Annotated in this window: 19 protein-coding genes and 2 pseudogenes; 9 read left to right on the top strand and 12 right to left on the bottom strand. The window is 68.4% G+C overall.

The genetic code is table 11. The features are described 5' to 3' along the window. Positions 1-153: 153 nt before the first annotated feature. The 3 genes and pseudogenes from AB0J02_RS22480 to AB0J02_RS22490 all read left to right on the top strand — a co-directional run bounded on the left by AB0J02_RS22480 (position 154) and on the right by AB0J02_RS22490 (position 1,493). Positions 154-546: a DUF6192 family protein gene (locus AB0J02_RS22480; RefSeq protein WP_363195657.1), complete on the top strand. Its 393-nt coding sequence runs from the start codon at positions 154-156 to the stop codon at positions 544-546. Positions 547-584: 38 nt separating this feature from the next. Beyond that, positions 585-692: pseudogene (locus tag AB0J02_RS22485) on the top strand (IS5/IS1182 family transposase); the annotation flags it as partial. 642 nt (positions 693-1,334) lie between these two features. Further along, on the top strand, positions 1,335-1,493 hold the full coding sequence (locus AB0J02_RS22490) for a hypothetical protein (RefSeq protein ID WP_363195670.1): 159 nt from the start codon (positions 1,335-1,337) through the stop codon (positions 1,491-1,493). A gap of 193 nt (positions 1,494-1,686) precedes the next feature. On the opposite strand, the gene AB0J02_RS22495 is transcribed toward AB0J02_RS22490, so the two are convergent. The 5 genes from AB0J02_RS22495 to AB0J02_RS22515 all read right to left on the bottom strand — a co-directional run bounded on the left by AB0J02_RS22495 (position 1,687) and on the right by AB0J02_RS22515 (position 6,055). Next, positions 1,687-2,283, bottom strand: coding sequence for a hypothetical protein (locus tag AB0J02_RS22495; protein ID WP_363195510.1), 597 nt, complete (start codon positions 2,281-2,283; stop codon positions 1,687-1,689). 25 nt (positions 2,284-2,308) lie between these two features. Then, positions 2,309-3,082: an IS21-like element helper ATPase IstB gene (gene istB / locus AB0J02_RS22500; protein WP_363195511.1), complete on the bottom strand. Its 774-nt coding sequence runs from the start codon at positions 3,080-3,082 to the stop codon at positions 2,309-2,311. Continuing rightward, a complete protein-coding gene (gene istA / locus AB0J02_RS22505) occupies positions 3,079-4,497 on the bottom strand; it encodes an IS21 family transposase (protein WP_363195512.1) in 1,419 nt (472 codons plus the stop codon). The genes istB and istA overlap by 4 nt, the downstream gene beginning before the upstream one ends. A gap of 264 nt (positions 4,498-4,761) precedes the next feature. Next, entirely contained in the window at positions 4,762-4,938 is a 177-nt protein-coding gene (locus tag AB0J02_RS22510; protein ID WP_363195513.1) for a hypothetical protein, read from the bottom strand. 520 nt (positions 4,939-5,458) lie between these two features. Next, complete coding sequence (locus tag AB0J02_RS22515; protein ID WP_363195514.1) at positions 5,459-6,055, bottom strand: helix-turn-helix domain-containing protein; 597 nt, start codon at positions 6,053-6,055, stop codon at positions 5,459-5,461. Positions 6,056-6,147: 92 nt separating this feature from the next. Here AB0J02_RS22515 and AB0J02_RS22520 point away from each other — a divergent pair, with 92 nt between their 5' ends. Then, positions 6,148-7,161: an EamA family transporter gene (locus AB0J02_RS22520; RefSeq protein WP_363195515.1), complete on the top strand. Its 1,014-nt coding sequence runs from the start codon at positions 6,148-6,150 to the stop codon at positions 7,159-7,161. Positions 7,162-8,050: 889 nt separating this feature from the next. Here AB0J02_RS22520 and AB0J02_RS22525 read toward each other — a convergent pair. After that, a complete protein-coding gene (locus AB0J02_RS22525) occupies positions 8,051-9,703 on the bottom strand; it encodes a cation acetate symporter (RefSeq protein WP_363195516.1) in 1,653 nt (550 codons plus the stop codon). 482 nt (positions 9,704-10,185) lie between these two features. On the opposite strand from AB0J02_RS22525, the gene AB0J02_RS22530 reads away from it, so the two are divergent. Next, on the top strand, positions 10,186-10,323 hold the full coding sequence (locus AB0J02_RS22530; protein WP_363195517.1) for a hypothetical protein: 138 nt from the start codon (positions 10,186-10,188) through the stop codon (positions 10,321-10,323). A gap of 458 nt (positions 10,324-10,781) precedes the next feature. Further along, on the top strand, positions 10,782-11,408 hold the full coding sequence (locus tag AB0J02_RS22535) for a hypothetical protein (protein WP_363195518.1): 627 nt from the start codon (positions 10,782-10,784) through the stop codon (positions 11,406-11,408). A gap of 109 nt (positions 11,409-11,517) precedes the next feature. On the opposite strand, the gene sigJ is transcribed toward AB0J02_RS22535, so the two are convergent. Further along, positions 11,518-12,447, bottom strand: a complete 930-nt coding sequence (gene sigJ, locus AB0J02_RS22540; RefSeq protein ID WP_363195519.1) for an RNA polymerase sigma factor SigJ — start codon at positions 12,445-12,447, stop codon at positions 11,518-11,520. 157 nt (positions 12,448-12,604) lie between these two features. On the opposite strand from sigJ, the gene AB0J02_RS22545 reads away from it, so the two are divergent. Then, positions 12,605-13,234 carry an LUD domain-containing protein gene (locus AB0J02_RS22545; protein ID WP_363195520.1) on the top strand — a complete coding sequence of 210 codons (630 nt, stop codon included), beginning with the start codon at positions 12,605-12,607 and terminating at the stop codon, positions 13,232-13,234. Between the two features lie 326 nt (positions 13,235-13,560). Here AB0J02_RS22545 and AB0J02_RS22550 read toward each other — a convergent pair whose 3' ends face one another. Together AB0J02_RS22550 and AB0J02_RS22555 are read right to left on the bottom strand one after the other, a co-directional pair. Then, positions 13,561-14,376, bottom strand: coding sequence for a class I SAM-dependent methyltransferase (locus AB0J02_RS22550; RefSeq protein ID WP_363195658.1), 816 nt, complete (start codon positions 14,374-14,376; stop codon positions 13,561-13,563). Positions 14,377-14,751: 375 nt separating this feature from the next. Continuing rightward, positions 14,752-15,339 (bottom strand): DUF6234 family protein, encoded by a 588-nt coding sequence (locus AB0J02_RS22555; protein ID WP_363195521.1) that lies wholly within the window; start codon positions 15,337-15,339, stop codon positions 14,752-14,754. A 338-nt stretch (positions 15,340-15,677) separates the two neighbouring features. Between AB0J02_RS22555 and AB0J02_RS22560 the strand changes: the two genes are divergently transcribed. Next, positions 15,678-15,998 carry a DUF6355 family natural product biosynthesis protein gene (locus AB0J02_RS22560; RefSeq protein ID WP_363195522.1) on the top strand — a complete coding sequence of 107 codons (321 nt, stop codon included), beginning with the start codon at positions 15,678-15,680 and terminating at the stop codon, positions 15,996-15,998. 160 nt (positions 15,999-16,158) lie between these two features. On the opposite strand, the gene AB0J02_RS22565 is transcribed toward AB0J02_RS22560, so the two are convergent. From AB0J02_RS22565 to AB0J02_RS22575, 3 genes and pseudogenes are all read right to left on the bottom strand, one after another. After that, positions 16,159-17,328 carry a serine hydrolase domain-containing protein gene (locus AB0J02_RS22565; protein WP_363195523.1) on the bottom strand — a complete coding sequence of 390 codons (1,170 nt, stop codon included), beginning with the start codon at positions 17,326-17,328 and terminating at the stop codon, positions 16,159-16,161. 560 nt (positions 17,329-17,888) lie between these two features. After that, entirely contained in the window at positions 17,889-18,239 is a 351-nt protein-coding gene (locus AB0J02_RS22570) for an antibiotic biosynthesis monooxygenase family protein (protein WP_363195524.1), read from the bottom strand. Between the two features lie 25 nt (positions 18,240-18,264). Beyond that, positions 18,265-18,686: pseudogene (locus AB0J02_RS22575) on the bottom strand (VOC family virulence protein). Positions 18,687-18,765: 79 nt separating this feature from the next. Between AB0J02_RS22575 and AB0J02_RS22580 the strand changes: the two are divergent. Further along, a protein-coding gene (locus tag AB0J02_RS22580; protein WP_363195525.1) for an IS5 family transposase occupies positions 18,766-19,574 on the top strand; the annotation gives its coding sequence in 2 pieces (ribosomal slippage) (positions 18,766-19,113 and positions 19,116-19,574; 807 coding nt in all). Positions 19,575-19,591: the final 17 nt, after the last annotated feature.

Below are 19,591 nucleotides of genomic sequence, written 5' to 3' on the forward strand. Positions count from 1 at the left end.
CGGCAGGGCATTCAGCACTCCGCCACTCTTGATCGGCCTCCCCTTGATCATCGCCGCGAAACCCACCGGGAAGAAGGTTGAGCAAGACCTGAGCACCCGATCTGGGTCCTTGGCCAAGCAAGCCCAGCGGATCCGCGACGCGCGCGAGCGGAAATTCACCGGCACTCCCGAGCCCCGCTCGGTCCCACGGTCCGCAAGGTCACCCAGGCCCTGGAGTTCCTGGAACTGGTCACCAGCTGCCACGCGTTCGTCGCGAAGGCCGGCCGCTCGGGCAGAGCCCTGGGGGTGGCCGGGACCGGTGCGGGCGCAGCCTGCCCTGGGGTGAGCCAGGCGCGGCTGCGCTGCCATCCCTTCCCGAAGCCGCTGCTTCTCCAGGTTCCAGGCGCCAGCAACAGCAGGCCCGGCACCGGCTCAACACCTCGTACAGGAGGTGCATCATCAGCTGCTCGGCGAGTTGCTTCCCAGCAGCATCGACCAGCGCAATGTCGTGCTGATCTTCCGCCCGCGACGTCCTCTCCCGGCTTCGGCTTCTGCACCCCGAAGTGACCATCGCCTGGCTGACCTCCGCCCCGGGCATCGACTGCCCGCCCGAACATGAGTTGCCGAAGATCATGAACGCGATCCTGTATGTGGACCGCACCGGCATCGCAAGGCGCTACCTGCCGGACAGCTTTTGGCCCTGGGCCACCGTGTCGCCGAAGGGAAGTCCTCGCGGGTGATCTTCAGGGAAGCGCGTGTGCAGCGGTCCGTTTCGTGGGTTTGTCCTCGCGTGGTTCCGGGTCAAACGGCGGTCGAGAACGACGCGCCGCGCGGTGTGCTTCGGATGGGGCGGAGCACACCATGCCTCACCCGCTGCAAGCGCCGATCCGTCTTGCCGAATGAGTTTTCGATGCCCCCGCTGGCTCGCCGGAGTGGGCCGCCCCCTTATGAGAGCTCCAGCCGCGTGCTGGTCGGCCCGGATGCCGTGGAGTCCACCGACACCGTATGGACGTCCTCCCAGGGGCGTACTCCTGATATCGGATGTCCGCCAAAGCGGATCAAGCCCAGAAGGTTCGTGTCCAGCGTAGGGCCGTCGAAGTCGGGGTCCCCATGCCCGGATGGCTTCACCGTGCTTCTGATGGCAGAGGTCGATCCGGCGAGGGCCGGTGCCCGAGGCGCGCATGTGATGCCGGAAGCGGGGCAGACGGGTGGAGCACCACACCAGGCCTCCAGCCGCCGAGCATGGCTGACGGGAACGGCGGCCGGTCTGGGGCACGGAGCTGAGGCAAGGGGACGTTGCGGGCTCGGCAGAGTCGGGCTGCGCGTGCCGAAGAAGAAACTCGAAGATCGGATTCGTGATGATTGTTGTTGGACTGATTCTGCTGATCATTGGCCTGCTGGTGGGCCTGTCCCTGCTGACCACGATCGGCGGTGTGCTCATCCTGGTCGGCGCGATCCTCTGGATCCTCGGAGCGACGGGCCGTGCTGTCGGCGGACGCAAACACTACTTCTAGACAATGCGTTGCCCCCTGCCATCGCACCATCCCAGATCGGGGCTCCGCGGAGAACATCGCTCTGCGGGGCCCCGATTGCATGTCTGCCCACGGCCCTTTCCGTGGGAGACGACAGCGTGTCGGCGTACTCCTGTGAGTGCTCCACCAAGTACGGAGATACGTGCACCAGCAGAGAGGCTGTGAGCCAGTCACGTCATTGCGAGGGCATGACGGTGGCAGGGCTGTGAACCTCCAGGATGACTGCGGTGCCGGCCGTTGTTCTGTCCTCGTGCATGGTGATCTGCTGGCCGGGCTGGACGTGCGTCCAGTGGGAGGGGGTGAGGGGCACGAGGCGAACCGTGGCTCGGCCGCCGGGCTCGAGAACGGGCATGTTCTCCACCCAGAGCGAGGCGATGCTGACCGCACGTCCACCGGTGGGTGAGAGGTGTCCGGTGTCCCACATCGGTCGCAGAACACCGGCGCCGGAAATCGGCGTCGTGCGTCGCGCCTCGGCGGCAGGACGGAGCGTCAGATCCGCCCGGATCACGCCGTTGCGGATCTCTGAGCACCGCCAATGGCACCATGCCGCGCTCCGCTCCAGCCGGAGCTGTTCAGCCGCGTCGGCGAGCTTCTCCCAAAACGCCAGAGGGAGCGAGCGACCGTCCCCGAGCTCCTCCAGCAGGCCCAGGGCGATCTCCCACTCGTCGTGGACGAGGTAGTCCCAGATATCTCGCACCGTGATGTCGTTCTCGGTGGCGGTCTCTTCCGGAACCAGCAGGGAAGCGGATTCGAGCAGCTCAGGGACGTCCATGCGCTCATTGTCGACCAGGTCGTTGTCAGGCTGCGCTTTCCTGGTCTCGCTCGATTGCAGCGAGCCGGTTCTTGAGCCGGTAGCTGGGGCCGTTGATGGAGATCACGTCGCAGTGGTGCAGGAGGCGATCGAGGATGGCCGTGGCCAGGACCTCGTCACCGAACACCTGTCCCCATTCGCTGAAGGTTTTGTTCGAGGTCAGGATGATCGAGCCCTTTTCGTAGCGCTTTGAGATCACCTGGAAGACCAGGTTGGCCTCGGCGCGTTCGAGGGGCTGGTAGCCCACCTCGTCGACCACGAGGACAGCCGGTCGGAGGTAGCTGCCGAGCTTGCTGGTCAGGCGCCCGGCGGCCTCGGCGGTCTTGAGGTTGCGGACCATGTCGTCGAGGCTGGTGAAGTAGATCGAGTATCCGGCCCGGCAGGCCGCGACCGCGAGGGCAACGGCGATGTGTGTCTTGCCCACTCCCGGCGGCCCGAGCAGAGCTGCGTTGGCCTTGGCCTCGATGAAGGAGAGAGTGGCGAGGTCCTTGACCTTGCGTGGGTCGAGCTCGGGCTGGAACGAGAAGTCGTAGTCGTCCAGCGTTTTGTGGTGCGGAAGCTTCGAGATCCGCAGGCCGGTGCGGAAGCGGCGATCTTCACGGACGGCGAGCTCTTCGGAGAGAACCAGGTCGATGAAGTCGAGGTAGCCCATCTTGGCCTCGTCAGCCCGCTGAGCGTACTGAGTCAGGGCGTCGGCCAGGTGGGGCAGTCCCAGCTTGCCGGCCGTGTTGCGGATGCGGGTGGAGACCAGCTCGCTCAAGACGTTTCCCTCGTGCTCGGCTTGGTGGTGAAGGGGCGGGTGCCGGTCAGCTCGTCATAGACCGACAGAGGCCGGCGGCCGACCTCGACCTGGGGGACCGCGGTCCGGTTCAGCAGGGCCGCCAGCGGTCCGGATTCGGGGCCTGTGTTCTGCCGGCGGGTCTGGGGAAGGCCCCCATCGCCGGCTGTGACGCGGCGGCCGGATCCCGTGGGCAGACCGTCCCAGTGCTTCTCATCCACGATGCGGGCGCCCCGGCCGACCGCCCGCAGATGGGTGGCCAGCAGGGTCTCGCCACTGTGACCGGGGACGGTGGCATGCAGCATGATCTGGGACTTCGTGGCCCTGACCTCGACCATCTGGCGAGGGCGGACCCTGCGGGCCGGCACCGAGTAGAGGTTCGCGTCGAAGGCGACGAGGCAGTCCTTGCCGACGTAGCGAAGGTGCCGCTGCGTGACCACATAAGGCGTCTGCGGCAGCGGCCGCAGGGCCACGTGGTCGCGGACCGCCTGCAGGCCGATGACCTCGCCGTGGGTGCCGTGGACCTTCGCCCGCCGCATCGGAACCCAGGCGGTGAACGCGGCGTTCATTTCCTCGATGGAGGAGAAGGCGCGTCCGGCCAGTACGTGATCGCGGACGATCAGCACCTGCCGCTCGACCCGGCCTTTCCCCGTGGGCCGGTAGGCGGCAAGCACGTCGGGATCGAAGTCGTAATGCCCGGCGAACGCGACGGCCTCGGGATGCAGCGGGACCGCCTCACCCGGTGCGACATGCCGACGGACCACCGTTTTCGTGCGGTCGTAGACGATCGACATCGGCACCCCGCCGAAGTGCGCGAACCCCTGACGGTGGCAGTCGAAGAAGGTGGCCAGGTCCTGGCTGGTGGTGAAGCAGCAGAACGGATCCCGCGAGTAGGACAACGTCATATGGAACGAGTAGACCTTCGGGATGCCCACGTGAGCGAGGATCTTGCCCTCGTCACCCCAGTCGACCTGGGCCTGGGCCCCTGGCACCACCTCGAACCGGCGGTGCAGCCCCGCCAGCTCGCTCGGGCTGATGCCCAGTTCCTCCGCGATGCGGGGCCGGGCCTCCTGCAAGTAGATCTTGATGCGCTGGTAGTTGATCGTGAACCCGTACTCCGCCACCAGGCGTTCGTGGATCACCGCCCCCTTGAGCAGGACCTCGGCCCGCAGCATCGCGTCGATCAACGGCGCGACCTCGTCCACCACCCGCTGGTACGGCTGACCGTTGGGAGCCCGCCGCGGCGGCGCGACCGGCGTCTCGCCCGACAAGTACTTGCCGACCGTACGACGGTTCAGCCCGGTCTCTTTCGCGATCTCCCGCAAGCTCATCGCACCGGACTCATACAGACCGCGAAACCGCCTCAACTCCAACCAGCGATGCGGATCCAGAACCACCCTCGCCGCCCTCCGCCGACCCTGAACAGACGACAGCAGACTCCCGCGGGACCCACTTCACCGCATCAAGAACGGTGCACTTTCATCCGTACGCGGTGGTGCACGTTCACTTGTACGCCGACAACAGCGCACATCATCGAAGACTCCGTGCATGCCGGAAGCGCACGTCCCGCGGAGTGAAGCGACCGGAGGTGCGCGTGGTCGACGACGTGTCGTTTCCCCAGTGTGGGAAGGCATCGGTCTGGGCCCCGCCAGTACAACCTTTCAGACCTCGACTGCGAGGTGCTCGAACCCGGCTGGGACCATCCCCGGGTCGTCCTCAGCGATGAGGTGGATCAGCTCGTTCTCGCTGTCCGAACCGTTGCCGACGCCTTCCAGCCAGGTCCGCGCATCGAGGCGGTCGAGCGAACCACGGGCGCGGTCCGCGAACTCCGCTCGCATCGGATCGACTTGACTCGCACGCGAAGCCCTCACCCCGCCGCTCCACGTGCCCGCATCAGGCCACGAGCACAACTTCACCCTTCGCACTCGGCATCGGCCCCTTACGCTGACGGCGTCCGTCTCGGGGGCACCCCCGCGCCGCCGGGACGGGCACCCACTCCCCTGCTCCAGCCATCCGCAACTGGTGTGCTGCGCGGGCCACGAGTGGGCGGGGTGGCCAGGGTGGTCTCGGCCGACTCGCCGTCACCGAGCTGCTCGGCACGACTTCAGGCGGTCGGCGTCCGACCCGCCAGGCATGCCTCGACCCGGACACGGCCCCGCTCACCGTGGGCGCGCGTCAGATCACCTGTCCGCCACACCGCGTCCACCAACCCGGATCATCCGTCTCAGCTATGCACCCACTCCTGGCAGATGCGCCTCGGCACTGACGCGCCGGCACTCACCAAGAGCCACAGCACGCGCCCTCTCCGCTCACTGCTGCTACAGACACTTCCGCGACCTCACCAGGCAGGACCCGGTCCTACTGAGTCTCGATCCTGGTCCTGATCAGGCGGCTTGCCAGTGCCCGGCCCTGACCAAGCGGGTCTGGTGTCCGTCCTCGTTGCAGGCCGGCCATGGCGCCGTCGTAGACGAGCAACACGTCGCCTGCCAGTGACGCGGGATCATCGGTGGTTACGGCTCCTGCCAGCTGATTCAGCCGCGTGAGGAGAAGTGTGGACTCTGCCGTGATCACCGCGTGGGCGGGGTGGCCGGGGTCGGGCAACTCTGTGCTGGTCGCGAGGAAGGCACACCCACGGCCCGGGGTGTACCGGCCCCTGTAGGTGGAAACCGCGTCGAAGAGAGCCAGGAGTTTGTCCGCGGGTGAGGCCGCGGCGTCGATGGCGTCCTGCCACAGCCGGTCCCAGCGGTCCAGGCGCCGACGCAGCGCGGCGACGAGCAGGCCGTCCTTCCCGCTGAAGTGCGCGTACAGCGTGCCGGGCGCGACGTGTGCGCGATGCAGCACCTGGTCGACGCTGGTGCGGGCGATGCCGTCCCGGGAAAAGAGCTCGTCGGCGGCGTCGAGCAATCGGTTTCTTGGGGACGTGCTGACGGCAGCTGCGTCGGTGTCCTGCTCCATGCCGACTACAATAACCAGCGTTACACTGAAACGGTCGTTTCAGTGAAGTGATGGGGTGGAGTTGCCTCTCGTTCCCGGCCGGAGGGGCGCTCGTGGAGATACCGACCCGCCAGAGGCACACCCGTGCCGGAGCGTTCCTCGGGGCGGGTCTGGTCCTCGTCAGCTGCCTGAGCGTGCAGGCTTCAGCAGCACTCGCCTCGACTCTCTTCGATCGCATGGGCGCTCCTGCCGTCGCCGGGCTGCGGCAGCTGTGCGCCGCGCTCGTCCTGCTGGTGCTGGTGCGTCCGAGGATCCGCGGGCGCACGCGGCGGGAGTGGGCGGGCATGGCGGCCTACGGCGGGGCGATGGCCGCCATGAATGTGGCCTACTACTGCGCGGTGGGCCGTCTCCCCCTCGGCGTGGCGGCGACGCTGCTGTTCCTGGGACCGTTCGTCGTGGCCGTCGCCTCGGCCCGCGCCTGGCAGGACGCGCTCCTGCCCGTAGCCGGTCTGGCGGGCGTCGTCCTGGTCACGGGGCCGGGTGGGACGGTGGAATGGGCCGGAATCGCCTTCGGACTGCTTTCCGCACTGGCCCTTGCCTGCTACACCGTCTTCGCGCAGCGCGTGGGCCAGACCTCCGCCGGACTGGAGGGACTGGCGCTGTCGGTGGGCATATCGGCGATGCTGCTGCTCCCCTTCTCCGTTCCCGCCACCCCGGGGATGAACGGATCCGACTGGGCTCCGCTCGCCTTCTCCGGCGTCGTCGGGGTCGCCCTCGCTTTCACTCTGGACTTCCAGGCCGTGAGGATGGCCACCGCCAAAGTGGTCGCTACGTTGTTCTCTCTCGACCCCGTGATGGGCGCTCTGGTCGGCGCCGTCGCCCTCGCCGAAGACCTCTCCGCACCGGTGCTCGTCGGCATGGGACTGATCGTGACAGCCGGCGCCGTGGCCACCTGGCGTGCCGGCGGCCCGGCGTCCCCCGACAACGACCAGCACGTAGCCGAGGCGGCCCTGACAACGGACACAACCGCCGACCAACACCTGGATGACCGGGGCGAGGACCGCCCCGTCATCGACGACGTGCGCACCCCCTCCGTCCCTCGGACAGACCAACCCCGACGGCAGTAACGGGGCCCCGCCAGCCCGCACAGGTCATACGTACCTCCACCGTCACCCACTCCCCCTGCGCAGCACGATCACCCATCGGCCACGGAGGACACGGTCTCAAGCCGGGTGAGGGAACCTCGCCACCTTGGTCGTTCCGGTATTCCTCGGGCCGGGCGAGGATGGCTCGGACACCATGGAAACCCTCGCCGACTCCCTTCCTCGGAGCTGGCCGCCCGCATCGGTGATCCTGTCGTTCCACAGGGCCTGTACCCCTGCCTTCGCTGCTTCCCCTCCAGGAAAGCTGCGGATGTCCGACCCGGCTCCATCGAATGGCCCGCCGAGGGCAGTCTCGACAGGCCGACATGGGACCAGCTGATCCGGTTCCTTACCGCGCCGGGCAGGCCCGCACCGCAGCCGGCACGCTCCGCACCGCCGACGAAGACGGAGGAGCAGGGTCTCCCGCGTAGATGCTCGAACCTGCGGATCGGCTGAAGCGCCCGGGAGCGTCTTTCCACGTGACCCGAGCGGAACGCGCTTCCGCTGCCACCGGATCCGCTCTACCCCCCTATCGGAAAACGGAGTTGGGCTCGCGCCCGCCCCCTTTTTGGCTCTTGGTCCCCGAGCCGTGCCGTTGAGCCCGGCTGGATCCGCATCGCCGACCACACGGCTCCCCTCCGCGGTCGGCAAGGCCACTCCCGCTGCGCCGCCCCTGCCAGGAGGACACCTCGCGCTGACTCAACGCGGGAGCGCCTGGCCATCCGGCTATGACTCCGATGAGGACCCACCCGACAGTCCGCCAACCCGACAGTCCTCAGCTGTCCACCAGTGTGGCCACGAGCCGCCTCAGGGCGGGCCGGGGATCAGGTGTGCCCGATCAACCGGTCATCAGCAGGTGGTGGGCTCAGGCCGCTCAGCCCCGCTTCTCGAACCTCGTCTCCTGCGGACGGCCCGCGGAGCCCGGTCTCCACGGCCGGAGCGGCACCGGCAGAGCGGACCGCTTCGGCCCGCTCTGCCAGGCATGCTGCCGCACCGCTCCGGAGCGCGTACGGCCGACGAGGCCGAGCAGGAAACCGACGGGGATGGTGATCAGTCCCGGAGTCTGGAGCGGGAACCAGTGAACGTCGTGACCGGGGAAAACCGCGACAGGTGAGCCCGTGACGGCCGGGGAACCGCACAGCAGCACCACGATGAGCGGAAGGGTCCCGTAGGCCGTCCAGCGCACACCGGTGGCCGAGTAGCCCGGCAGGAAGAGCGCGTACAGCAGGATCGGGGCGAGCACGGAGGCCGCGACGGTGAACGACAACGTGATCAATGTCAGCCTGCCACGGTCCGCGAGGACGGCCGACAGTACGACGGCGACGGCGCCCACGAGGACGATGCACACACGCGCCCGCCGGATCTCCCTGGCGGCCGACCGGCTTCCGGCGCCATGGGCGGGCCGGCCCCGGAAGTCGCGAGCGATGCTGGAGGCGGCGGCCAGCGTGATGCCCGCTACGGCCGCGAGGGTGGTCGCGAAGACGGCGCACGCGACGATCGCGAAGAGCATGCTGTGCCGCGGACCTCCGGCGACAGGATCGAGTGCGCCCGTCACCATGAGCAGGGCGGTCGATCCCCCGGGGTCCGCGGCCCGCACCGCGTCCCGGCCGATCAGGGCGCAAGCTCCCAGCCCGGCCACCACCACCCCGGCACACACCACCGCGACGGGGCCCACGGCCCATCCGACGGCGCGCCGCGCGGTAACGGCGTCCCGGAGCGGGTGCAAGCGCATGGTGATGTGCGGCAGACAGGCGGCGCCCACCAGGAGGGTGGCCTGGAAGCTGATCAGGTCGAGGCGGCCGGCCAGGGAGTGGCCGAAGTGGAGGCCCGGACGTGCGTAGTCGGCTCCGGCTCCTGACTGGTCGCGGGCGGCGTTGAACAGGGCGAGTGGTGACCATCCGTACCGGGCGAGGACGATACCGGCGAGCAGCAGCAGGGCGGTGAGGGTCACACCGACCTTGAGGATCTGTACGTAGCCGACGCCGCGCATCCCGCCGAAGGCGGCGTAGCAAATCATGAGAGCGCCCCCGGTGATCGTGCACGCGTTGAGCGCGCCGTCGGGGAGGCCGAACATGGCGGCCATGATGCGTCCGGCGGTGGTGAGCTGCACCAGGAGCAGCGGAGTCAGGACGACGAGGCACACGACACCCAGCGCTCTGCGTACGGAGGGGTCGCCGAGCCGGTCGGTGAGGAGATCTCCCAAGGTGAACACACCACCGCGGCGCAGGGGTTCACCCAGTATCCGCATGACCAAGTAGAGCGAGACGACGGTGGCGCCGGCGAAGAGCATGCCGTCGGCGCCGTCGAGGGCGACTGCTCCCGTGGTGCTCAACAGGGTGGCCGCGGAAATGTAGTCGCCGGCGATCGCGAGCCCCCCGCCGATCGGGCCGAAGGCCGCGCTGCCTCCCGCGTAGAAGTGCTCGGGGTCGTCCACGTCGGCTGCCGCGAGTCCGCACAGCAGCAACGACACGGCGGCGAACCCGAGGAAGACCACGACGGCGAGCGACTGTCCGTCGCCACCGGTCATGGTCGGTACTCCCGCGCGAAGGGTCGGTCGCGGTACGTCGGGGCGTCCGGGGGCGGAGTGGAGCGCGTTGCGGAAGACATGCCGGGCATGGCATCAGCCGTCCGTCTGTGCGTACAGGGAGCGGGGGCGTTCCGGAGGCGCACGCACAGCAGGGACGCAGCCGTATTGTGCGGCGGCACAAGATCTCGCGAACCAAGCAGCAGCTGGGTGAAGTCTGCGCTGCTCCTCTGGGTAGCCCTCGTGACTCGCCCGCCGCCGGAACGGCCCGATGACGTTCAACTCCGGGCTGTACGACAGCAGATGATCTTTGTCGTCCAGTCCGCTGTAGGCCACGAATACACTGCGTGGCCCGACCGAGGCGTCATCCGGGAGGCCGCGTCCCTCGGCCAGGGACCGGAAGCCCAAAGAGTTGCGGATTCCGGAGGGGCAGGCCAAGTCGTCGTCGGCGTTACCTCTGTTGAGTAGGAAGAGATTGACCCCGGTTGCCCACACGCAGTCCCCGTCTTCTGGACCCCACAGCCGGGATCAAGATCCTCACCCCCATGGCGGACAGCCCCTTCGGGCCGATGTTCTCCTTCGAGGGCCCGGAGGGCTACACCCTCACCGCGCACGGAGGCTGACCGTGCCCGCCGTGGAACTCGTGCCGGACGGACTCTTCTCACTCGCGTGCAGCATCCGGTTCCTGGAAGGTTTCACCCCCGCGAGTTACACCCCCGCACCGGGCAGGATCCTCCGCCTCGCCTTCCCCGCCGACGACGCCGTCTCCGTCGTCGCGGCCACTGTCCGCCAGGTGGCAGGAACAGGCGGGGCACCAGGCACGGCGCGGGCCGACTTCACCGTGCACCCCGGCGACTCCGCTCTGGCGGAGTCGCCGGGGTGCCGGGGCCCCGACCGACAGGACCGTGCGGGCCCAGCTCGCCCGGATCGTCTCCCTCGATGTGGACGGCACCGGATTTCCCGCCCTTGCCGCGGATCCCGTGGTCGCCGGGCGACTGACGGACTACCGGGGCTACGTCCCGTTTGCTTCAACTCGCCCTATGAAGCGGCCGCTTGGGTCATCATCGGCAACCGCTTCCGCGTGACCCAGGCAGCCGCTCTCAAGGCCCGTACCGCCCACGGGTACGGCCACCGCGTTCACCTCGCGGACCGTACCTTGCACGCGTTTCCCACCGCCGCCGTCCTGTGTGGGATCACCCAGGTGCCCGCTCTGGTCGCCATCAAGGTGCAGCGGCTGCACGTGCTGGCCGAAGCCGCACTCGACGGACAACTCGACGCGGCCCGGCTGCGCACCCTGCCTCCCGACTACGCCCTCGCCGAACTACGCACCCTGCCCGGCATCGGCCCTTCTCCGTCGAACTCGCCCTCATCCGGGGAGCAGGGCGCCCCGAGTGCCCCCCGCCACGAACCACGCGTCCACCGAGCCGTCGCCACCGCATACGGGCTCGACGCCGCGGCCGCGACAGATGTCGCCCGACTCTTCAGGAGCGCTGACCAGTGGAGGCTCTGTCGCAGCTGGGTCGCCACCCTGCTCCGCATCCGCGCACAGGACACGACGCAGCCGGGCACCCGTGCCACGGTGCATCAACTACCCGCTGGGGCAGGCACTTTGAGAGCCCGCCCTGGAGCATCCGATTCGAAGGCCGTAGGGCTCGGACCGACCGGTGAGTCCGTCAGCACAGTCGCAGTCTTCCGCCTGCGTGCTTGATCACTGATCTCTCGTGCCACCGCCCGTCACCCCGAGGTGGCATCGCCGGAGATGGCGCCCTGGGACGCGCCTGCTCCCCCAGAACGTCGCCAGCCATAAGAGAACCGTCTCAAGCCGCCGTCCAGTGGCGGAGTTTCTCTGGATTGCGCACCACCCAGATGTGCGTGATCCGGTCGCCCGCGACCTCGAAGGCGAGCACCGTCACAACGGCGCCGTCCTGCTCGGCGACCAGGCCGGGCCGGCCGTTGACCGTGCGCTCCGAGAACGTCATGGTCTCGGGCGTGCGGCGGGCGATCTCCATCCAGGCGCGGGCGATCTGCTCGCCGCCCTCGATCGGGGCCAGGAAGGTGACGGCCAGGCCGCCGCCGTCGGCGACCGCGGTGGCGGCGGGGTCGAGCAGGCCGATCAGGGCATTGATGTCCTGGGCTTCCCATGCCCGCTTGAAGTCTCGTACGAGGCCGGTGCGTTGGCCGGACGGCATCGAGGTCGCGGCCGTTACGTATCGCGAGTCCCGGACGCGGCGGCGGGCCGACGAGGCCAGCTGCCGGCAGGCCGCCGGGGTGCGGCCGACGATCTCGGCCACCTCGGCGAAGGAATGGCAGAAGACGTCGTGCAGGATGAACGCGACGCGCTCGGCCGGGGTCATCTCTTCGAGCACGACCAGGAAGGCCAGACCGACCGACTCGTCCAGGGTGACCCGGTCGGCCGGGTCGACGGCTGCGCCGCCCGTCCGTCCGCCGATCCACTCCGAGTGCCCGGGCAGCGGTTCGGGGATCCACTCACCCACGTAGGTCTCCCGCCTGGCCCGTGCCGAGCCGAGCAGATTGAGGCAGATACGGCCGGCGACCGTCGTCAGCCAGGCGCCGGGGGACCCGATGGCGTCCTGTTGGGCCCGGGACAGTGCGTACCAGCGGGTGCAGGTCTCCTGGACGGCATCCTCCGCCTCGGTGACGGAACCCAGCAGCCGGTAGGCGAGATTGAGCAGGTGGCGCCGCTCGCTCATGATCGCGTCCAGGCTCGGGTCGGACGGAATGGTCATGGTGCCGGGGCTCCCTCGGTCGTCTCTCTTTCACTGGTTCGACAGCACAGCCCGCCGAAATGTCAGGTCGATCGACGCGTGGCCTGACATTTCCTGGGGCTGTCTTGTCGAACTCACTGAAGCGCACGGATCATCCATCGAGCAGGGAGCCCCCATCGTGACCACCGCAACGCCGCCGACGCCGTTCACCGACCCGACACCCGCGGAGCGCCTGGAGCGGGCGGCCGCCGCTCTGACCGCGCACGGCTTCACCGTGGAGATCCTGGACGGGGTCGCCGACGCGCGCACCCGCATCAAGGACCTGCTCCCCGAGGGCGCCGGCGTGTTCACCGGGGCCAGCGAAACCCTGCGCCTGTCCGGCATCGCCGAGGACCTCAACGACAGCGGGCGCTACGACGCCGTCAAACCGCGCATCCTGGCGATGGACCGCGCCACCCGCTCGGACGAGATCCGGCAGATGGCCGCCACCCCCGACGTCATCGTGGCCAGCGTCCACGCAGTCACGGAGACGGGCTCCCTTGTGATCGCCTCGGGCAGCGGGAGCCAGCTGCCCGGCATGGCCGGCGGCGCGGCCCGCGCGATCTGGATCGTCGGCGCGCAGAAGATCGTCCCCGACCTGGACACCGCGATGCGGCGGATCCAGGAGCACTGCCTCCCGCTGGAGGACGTCCGGGCGCGGGCGGCCTACGGGTCGCCCAGCGCCGTCAACCGGGTGCTGATCCTCAACGCGGAGCACCAGCCCGGGCGCGGCACCGTCCTGCTGCTCCGCGAGGCCGTCGGCTACTGAGTACCCGTCCTCATCCCCCAGTAAGGACGGCACCTGCCCACATCCAGGATTTCCACTGTCGCATGCGACGAACTTCCTGAGGGCCGGGCATCACCGGCCAGGTCCCCTCCCGCCACAGCCCGTGCCTGCATCCGGGCTGTCCACTCCCCCACCAGCCCACACCGACACGCCGCACGGCTTCACCCCAAAGACAACAACGCGCCACGCAACCAGCCCCGCCCACACGCCCCTTGCCGCCTACAAGGTCAGCGCTTCACGTACCTCATGAACCTGGTTCCACTTGTCAGGCCCCTTGAAATCGATCATCGAGGGACCCGGCAGGCGCTCTACCGGCGGACCGCCGAGATCAGCCCGCCGGGCCGCTCCTCGCCCTGCGACGGGGTACTCATCGGGCGGCCGTAGGCGGCAGCGCGCTCGCGCAGGGTGTGGCTGTCGGCCTCCCAGCCGTGCCCGGCCAGCCAGCCCACCGGGTCGTCGGGCATCTCCGAGACCCACATGGACGCCGCCGATCCCGGCACGGCGTCCGCGCCGAAGCGCCCGATCACGCCGCGCGAGCCCAACGTCAGCCCCATCCGACTGCCAGCCGCCGACTGCGCGCCGATCCGGGCCAACAGCAGTTCCACCGCGTCCTCGGGCAGATAGATCAGCAGTCCTTCGGCGATCCACACGGTCGGCACCGCCGGGTCGTGCCCTGCGTCGGCCAGCGCTCCTGGCCAGTCCTCCCGCAGATCGACCGGGACGGTGATCCGCTCACAGCGTGGGACGGCCCGCTCCTGGCGCAGCACCGAAGCCTTGAAATCCAGTGGCGCGGCGGTGTCGACCTCGAACAGCCGGGTGCCCTCGGGCCAGTCCATCCGGAAGGCCCGGCTGTCCATGCCGGCGCCGAGCAGCACGACCTGCCGGACCCCGGACGCGGAGGCCTGCCGCAACAGGTCGTCGAGGAACTTCGTCCTGATGACGATGGAGTACGACACGGCCAGTCGGCGGCGTCGCGCCGCCTCGTCGTCGGGCAGCGGCGACGAGGAGGGCCACAGGCCGCCCGCGGCGGCGAAGGCCTGTGCCAGGGGGTCGCGGAACAGCGCGTTCTCCCGCTCGGTCTCCAGCGCCCGCACCCTGGCCACCCCCACCGCCGTGGCCCACACTCCCGACGGCTGCACCCACTCCTGCTCATCAGTCACCGCGCCAGCCTAGATGACCGATTCCGAGGGGCTTGATGAGGGGAGCCGGGTTCATGCGCGCGGCCGGCCGGTCATGCGCGAATTGGCCGCCCACGACCACTGATCCCCTTGGAACCGATCATCAAGATCCGTCACACCATCGGTACACCATCGGTCATGTCGGCTCAACGACTCATTCACCAGCTCGCCACCGGTCCCCGATCAGGAACAGGTACCCAGCTTGTTTCTCCATGGTCGTCGGTGAGTGACCGCGACAGTTCGCGGGGTTGAGTGGGCAGGACTGTGCCGCAGTTGCCGCGCCTGTGTGACCTTGTGCTTCGGCAGCCGCCGTTGTGGGTTCTACCGGCCGGTCATGTGGTCCGAAGAAATGTGGGGCGTCCCGGCCCTCGTCGGTAGCTGAGGTGGGTGGGCACGCTCGTACTGGTCGTGCCAAGCAGCGATCGTGAAAATCAACGCAGCGGCTGCCACGATCAGTTGGACCGCTCCTGCGACCGGATGCGCCGAACGCAGGAAGATCACGGCGATCACGAGCACGCCTACGGTGAACGCGCCGAGCCAGAGGATCGGAACCCAGTCCATCGGGGGCGCCACGGTTCGCTCGTCCGCACCGCCCCATCCACGGATGACCGCCACCAGCCCCAGCAGAAAGGCGATCGGGATTTCGATCAGCAACACGATCAGGCTTGTGCAACCACCCGCGAACCCGTCGCCTCGCGCATCTGAAGTCCCGCCAGAGCGGCAATCGTTCCCCGGCAGGCGCGGTATACGCGAACTCGGCTCAAAGCGCATAGCCATACGCTCGTACGTCACGCCGGGCACTGCATCACGGTTCACCAGGCCGATACCGAGTCGTGGCCTGGCTGAGCACCCCGCAGGGCCCCGGCCCTCGAACTGCGGACGGAAGATGAAGAACTTCCCAATAGCCATCGTCTAGCCGCAGTTGGGATTGAGGGTCGGAGTGCGTAGGAGGTGTTGTCGCGGATCGCGGCCCAGAGGACGTCGAGACGTCGGGGGGCCCGCACCAGAACGGTAGGACAAGCTCAGGACGTGCAGCGGAGCGGGGATTTGCCAGTCACAGGCGATGTGCGACGTCCCGGGCGCGGCGACGCGGGACGCGGGCGTCGAAGCGGGAAAAGGAGGCCTGGCCGAATGGACGATCCTTCGTTTGAGGGGTTTGCTCTTCCTGCGCTTCCCCGGGACAAGCGGTACCCGGTAGTCGTAGCGCTATGACTTTCCTGAGAGCACGACATTGCGCAGCGGTCGCCATGACAGCGGCGCTGGCCATCGGCGGCCTGGCGTCGGCGCCGGCCTCCGGCAGCACGACAGCCGCCTCCTCCCAGACCGGTGAGCGGACCTACACCGCAGGGTGCGGCTGGAACGAGGGCAGGGGCGGTGAACGGGCCTACTACGAACACTGCGCCACCAACACCAACGTGTGGATCCAGGTCAAGAGGTGGCCCCGGTCCAACTACCACCGCTGCGTCGGCCCCGGCCGCACCAACCTGGACGCCGACGCCACCGGCGCCTGGTACGACAGCAATTACCAGGGCGGGCTCTGCTCCCACCCCGGGGACACCGGTCCCTGACCAACTCTGACCGGCGGCCCGGCTGGTCAGCACGGCGTACTGCCGACCGCGTCGATGTGTGTGGTCGCGCTGTGCAGGCGCACGACTGAACCTGACGGGAGGCGGCAGGGGGCGGGGCCCGGACGACGGGCCCCGCCTCCCCTTTTAGCTCTCGGGCTGGCTACTTCGTCGCGCAGAACTCCGCCTCGGCGACCGCCTCGCTGTCGCCCGACCAGTCACCGTTGAAGTTGAGGGCGAGTGAGTGGCTGCCGTCGGCTGTGGTGACCGCCAGGGACGAGGAGCCGTGGATGCCGCCGCTGTGGCCCCAGACCTCGCCGCCGCAGGGCAGCTCGGTGCGCATCAGACCGAGGCCGTAACTCACGTTCGGGGCGCCGTCGATCGGCACCGTGTCCTTCATCTCCTTCAGTTGGGCGGGCTTCAGCAGCTTTCCGCGCAGGAGGGCGCTGTAGAAGCGGTTCAGATCACCGGAGTCGGAGATCATGTCGCCGGCCGACGAGGCCAGGGACGGGTTCAGCTCGGTGACGTCGTACGTCCTGTCCGTCGGCTTCGGCTCCTGGGTGAGCTTCGAGTACGCGCGTGAACTCGGCGCCGGCATCGAGGCGTCGGTGCCGGGCAGGCTGGTGGCGCGCAGGCCGAGAGGTCCGATGATGCGCCGCTCGATCTCGTCCGCGTAGCCATGACCCGAGACCTTCTTGATGATCATTCCGGCGAGTACGTAATTGGTGTTGGAGTAGCTCCAGGAGGTGCCTGGCTCGAAGGTGGGCCGGTGCCCCATGGCGATCCTCACCAGCTGTGCGGGCGTCCAGGTGTCGTAGCGGTGCTTCAGGAATCCCTTGGTGAACACCCGCTTCTGGAAGCCCTCGTCCGAGGTGACGTCGAAGATGCCGCTGGTGTGGTTGAGCAGTTGCCGGACGCTGATTCTGTCGCCGTCGTGGCCGTTGCCGTGGACGACTCCGGGCAGCCACTGATCGACCTTGTCGTCGAGATCGAGCTTCCCCTCGGCCTCCATCTGGAGCAGCACTGTGGAGACGAACGTTTTGGTGATGGAGCCGACCCGGTAACCGTCGTGGGCACTGCGCGGCTTGCCCGTCTTCAGACTGCCGACTCCCGAAGTGCCCATCCAACGCCCGTACTTGTCGACGGACTGCCCGGCGACGCCCGGCACACCGTCCTTGACTGCGGCGTCCATCGCAGCCTGGGTTCCGGTGTGGTCCGACCGCCCGCCCGCGCTGTTGCTCGCGGACTGCGCGGGTGCCGCGAGTCCGGTCGCGGCCAGCGCCCCCGCCACCGCTATGCCGATCAGGCCGGCGCGTACTGCACGTACTGCCATGTGAGATCCCCTCCAAGGGATGGTGGTCAGCGGGCAGGACCACAAGCCGATACGCGAGGGTTGACCGGGACGCCGAGGTTGATCGATTTCCAGCCCTTTCGCAGCGAGACCGTGCGGTGGTAGATCGGCCGGCCGGTACGGGGGGACCGGCACGGTCAGCGTCGTAGTGACGCTCTCCTGCACGCCTATGGTTCCGCAGATGACTACCAGGGCTGCTCTGTACAAGAACAGACAGCTCGTCCAGCAGTCGGCGCTGAGGAACCAGCGCAGAGAGACACCCGTACCGGGCGGGGAGCCCGAGTCGGCCCTGAGCCGCGAACTCGACCGGATCCAGGTCGCACTCGGCCCACAGGTAACCGAGTGCGACGCGGGATCGAGGAGCGTGGTTTGTCGGGATCGCAGTTGTGGGCTCTGAGCGGCGGCTGCATTCCCGATGCCGGGATCTCGGCGGCCCGCTGCCGAGATCCCGGGAGTGGGTACAGAAGACCCCGAGCCGGATCGCCCGCCCGCAGGGCTGAGCACGAGGACATCACGCCCGTCACGCGGCTACAGCTGCCGTGTCATACGTCGATCTGCTCGAAGATGTGCGGGTACGACACGACGTCGTCGGGAAACTCGGCCGCCATGCGCTGGAACTCGGGGCTGCCGAACGCCGCGCCGAGCGCGTCGGTCGACTCCCAGACCGCGACGTTCATCAGGAGCCGGCTGTCCGCCGTTCCTTTGTGCATCCGCAGGGAGACGAATCCCGGCTGCGCCTTCATGAACTCGGCCTGCCTCCGAAAGAGGGCCAGGAACGATTCCGCTCTCTCCGTCGGGACGAAGAAGGTGTTGGCCAGGACAATGGGCCCGGTCTTCTCCTTGAACTGCGCGAACATCGGCGTGTGCGGGTCGAGACTCTGCAGCTTGGCCATTTTCGGTACTTCCTCTCGCTATCGGTCAGTGGGTGTCGCTGGGGCCCGCGTCGTGGGGATACCAGCGGAGTTCGAGGGCGTTGGTGTCCGGGTCCCGGATGGAGATGGAGATGGAGGTGGCGCTGCCGCGGGCACCGAAGCGCCGGACAGGGCCCTCCAGTGCGGTGAAGGTGACCGACTTGATGACTTCGTCCCGGTCGGCCGGACACACGGTGAGGCAGAGACGGTCGACGTGGGACTCGCCGCGCGGGCCGGCGACCGGATCGATGATGGTCTCCGGGGTGATCCGCACCGACGGGAAGGGGATCTCGCCGGCCCGCCACTCCGCTACGCGCACCGGCTCCAGGCCGAGCAGGTTGGTGCAGAAGTCCAGGGACCGTTCGACATCGGCGACATTGAGGACCACACCAGGTGGTCGAATGCCTTGACGCGAACTGTAGCGACCATGGAATGCCCCTTGGGGAGGGTTCCGAGGTGACGCCTCTTAGACGACGTTTCCTTTGGCGGGTAGCGTCGTTGTGTTGGTATGACGAGTCTTGCTGAGCATCTGGTCTCGGATAAGTTGTGGGAGTTGTTTCGGCGGGTGGTGCCAGAGACGGTGGTGGTACGCCCGCAGGGCGGGGGCCGTCGGCGAGCTGGGGATCGTGAATGCCTGACTGCGATCGTGTTCGTGGCCACGTCAGGCTGTTCCTGGCGGCAGCTGCCTCCGGTGTTCGGGCCGGCCTGGCCGACCGTCTACCGGCGTTTCGCGCGCTGGAGTCAGGAGCGTGTCTGGGCTCGTCTGCACCGCGTCATCCTCGACGAACTCGGTGCTCAGGGTGGATTGGACTGGTCACGATTCGCCGTTGATTCCGTCAGTGTCCGTGCCCTCAAAGGGGGCAACTGACCGGACCGAATCCGACCGATCGCGGCAAAGCAGGGTCGAAAATCCACCTCATCGTGGACCGGTCCGGACTGCCCGTCTCTGTTGCCATCTCGGCCGCCAACACTCATGACAGCCTGGCCCTGCAACCACTGGTCATGGGGATCCCGCCCGTCCGCAGCCCACGCGGACCGCGGCGACGCAGGCCGGCAAAGCTCCACGGCGACAAGGGCTACGACTATCCCTACCTGCGGCGCTGGCTCCGCGAACGAAACATCATTCCTCGCATCGCCCGGCGCGGTGTGGAGAACTCACACCGCCTGGGCCAACACCGCTGGGTAGTCGAGCGCACCATGTCGTGGCTCGGAGGCTGCCGCCGCCTCCACCGACGCTACGAACGCAAGCCTGAACACTTCCTGGCCTTCACCGCCATCGCGACCAGCCTCATCAACCACCGCCGACTCACCAAGTGAAACGACGTCTTATGGTC

The organism is Streptomyces sp. NPDC050264, assembly GCF_040655895.1.
Lineage (GTDB): Bacteria > Actinomycetota > Actinomycetes > Streptomycetales > Streptomycetaceae > Streptomyces.

Bases quoted from the DNA above. Each gene is read 5' to 3' on its own strand.
- AB0J02_RS22495 (WP_363195510.1), bottom strand. From the start codon at position 2,283: ATGGACGTCCCTGAGCTGCTCGAATCCGCTTCCCTGCTGGTTCCGGAA.
- AB0J02_RS22510 (WP_363195513.1), bottom strand. From the start codon at position 4,938: ATGCGAGCGGAGTTCGCGGACCGCGCCCGTGGTTCGCTCGACCGCCTC.
- AB0J02_RS22515 (WP_363195514.1), bottom strand. From the start codon at position 6,055: ATGGAGCAGGACACCGACGCAGCTGCCGTCAGCACGTCCCCAAGAAAC.
- AB0J02_RS22525 (WP_363195516.1), bottom strand. From the start codon at position 9,703: ATGACCGGTGGCGACGGACAGTCGCTCGCCGTCGTGGTCTTCCTCGGG.
- sigJ (WP_363195519.1), bottom strand. From the start codon at position 12,447: ATGACCATTCCGTCCGACCCGAGCCTGGACGCGATCATGAGCGAGCGG.
- AB0J02_RS22555 (WP_363195521.1), bottom strand. From the start codon at position 15,339: ATGGCTATTGGGAAGTTCTTCATCTTCCGTCCGCAGTTCGAGGGCCGG.
- AB0J02_RS22560 (WP_363195522.1), top strand. From the start codon at position 15,678: ATGACAGCGGCGCTGGCCATCGGCGGCCTGGCGTCGGCGCCGGCCTCC.
- AB0J02_RS22565 (WP_363195523.1), bottom strand. From the start codon at position 17,328: ATGGCAGTACGTGCAGTACGCGCCGGCCTGATCGGCATAGCGGTGGCG.
- AB0J02_RS22570 (WP_363195524.1), bottom strand. From the start codon at position 18,239: ATGGCCAAGCTGCAGAGTCTCGACCCGCACACGCCGATGTTCGCGCAG.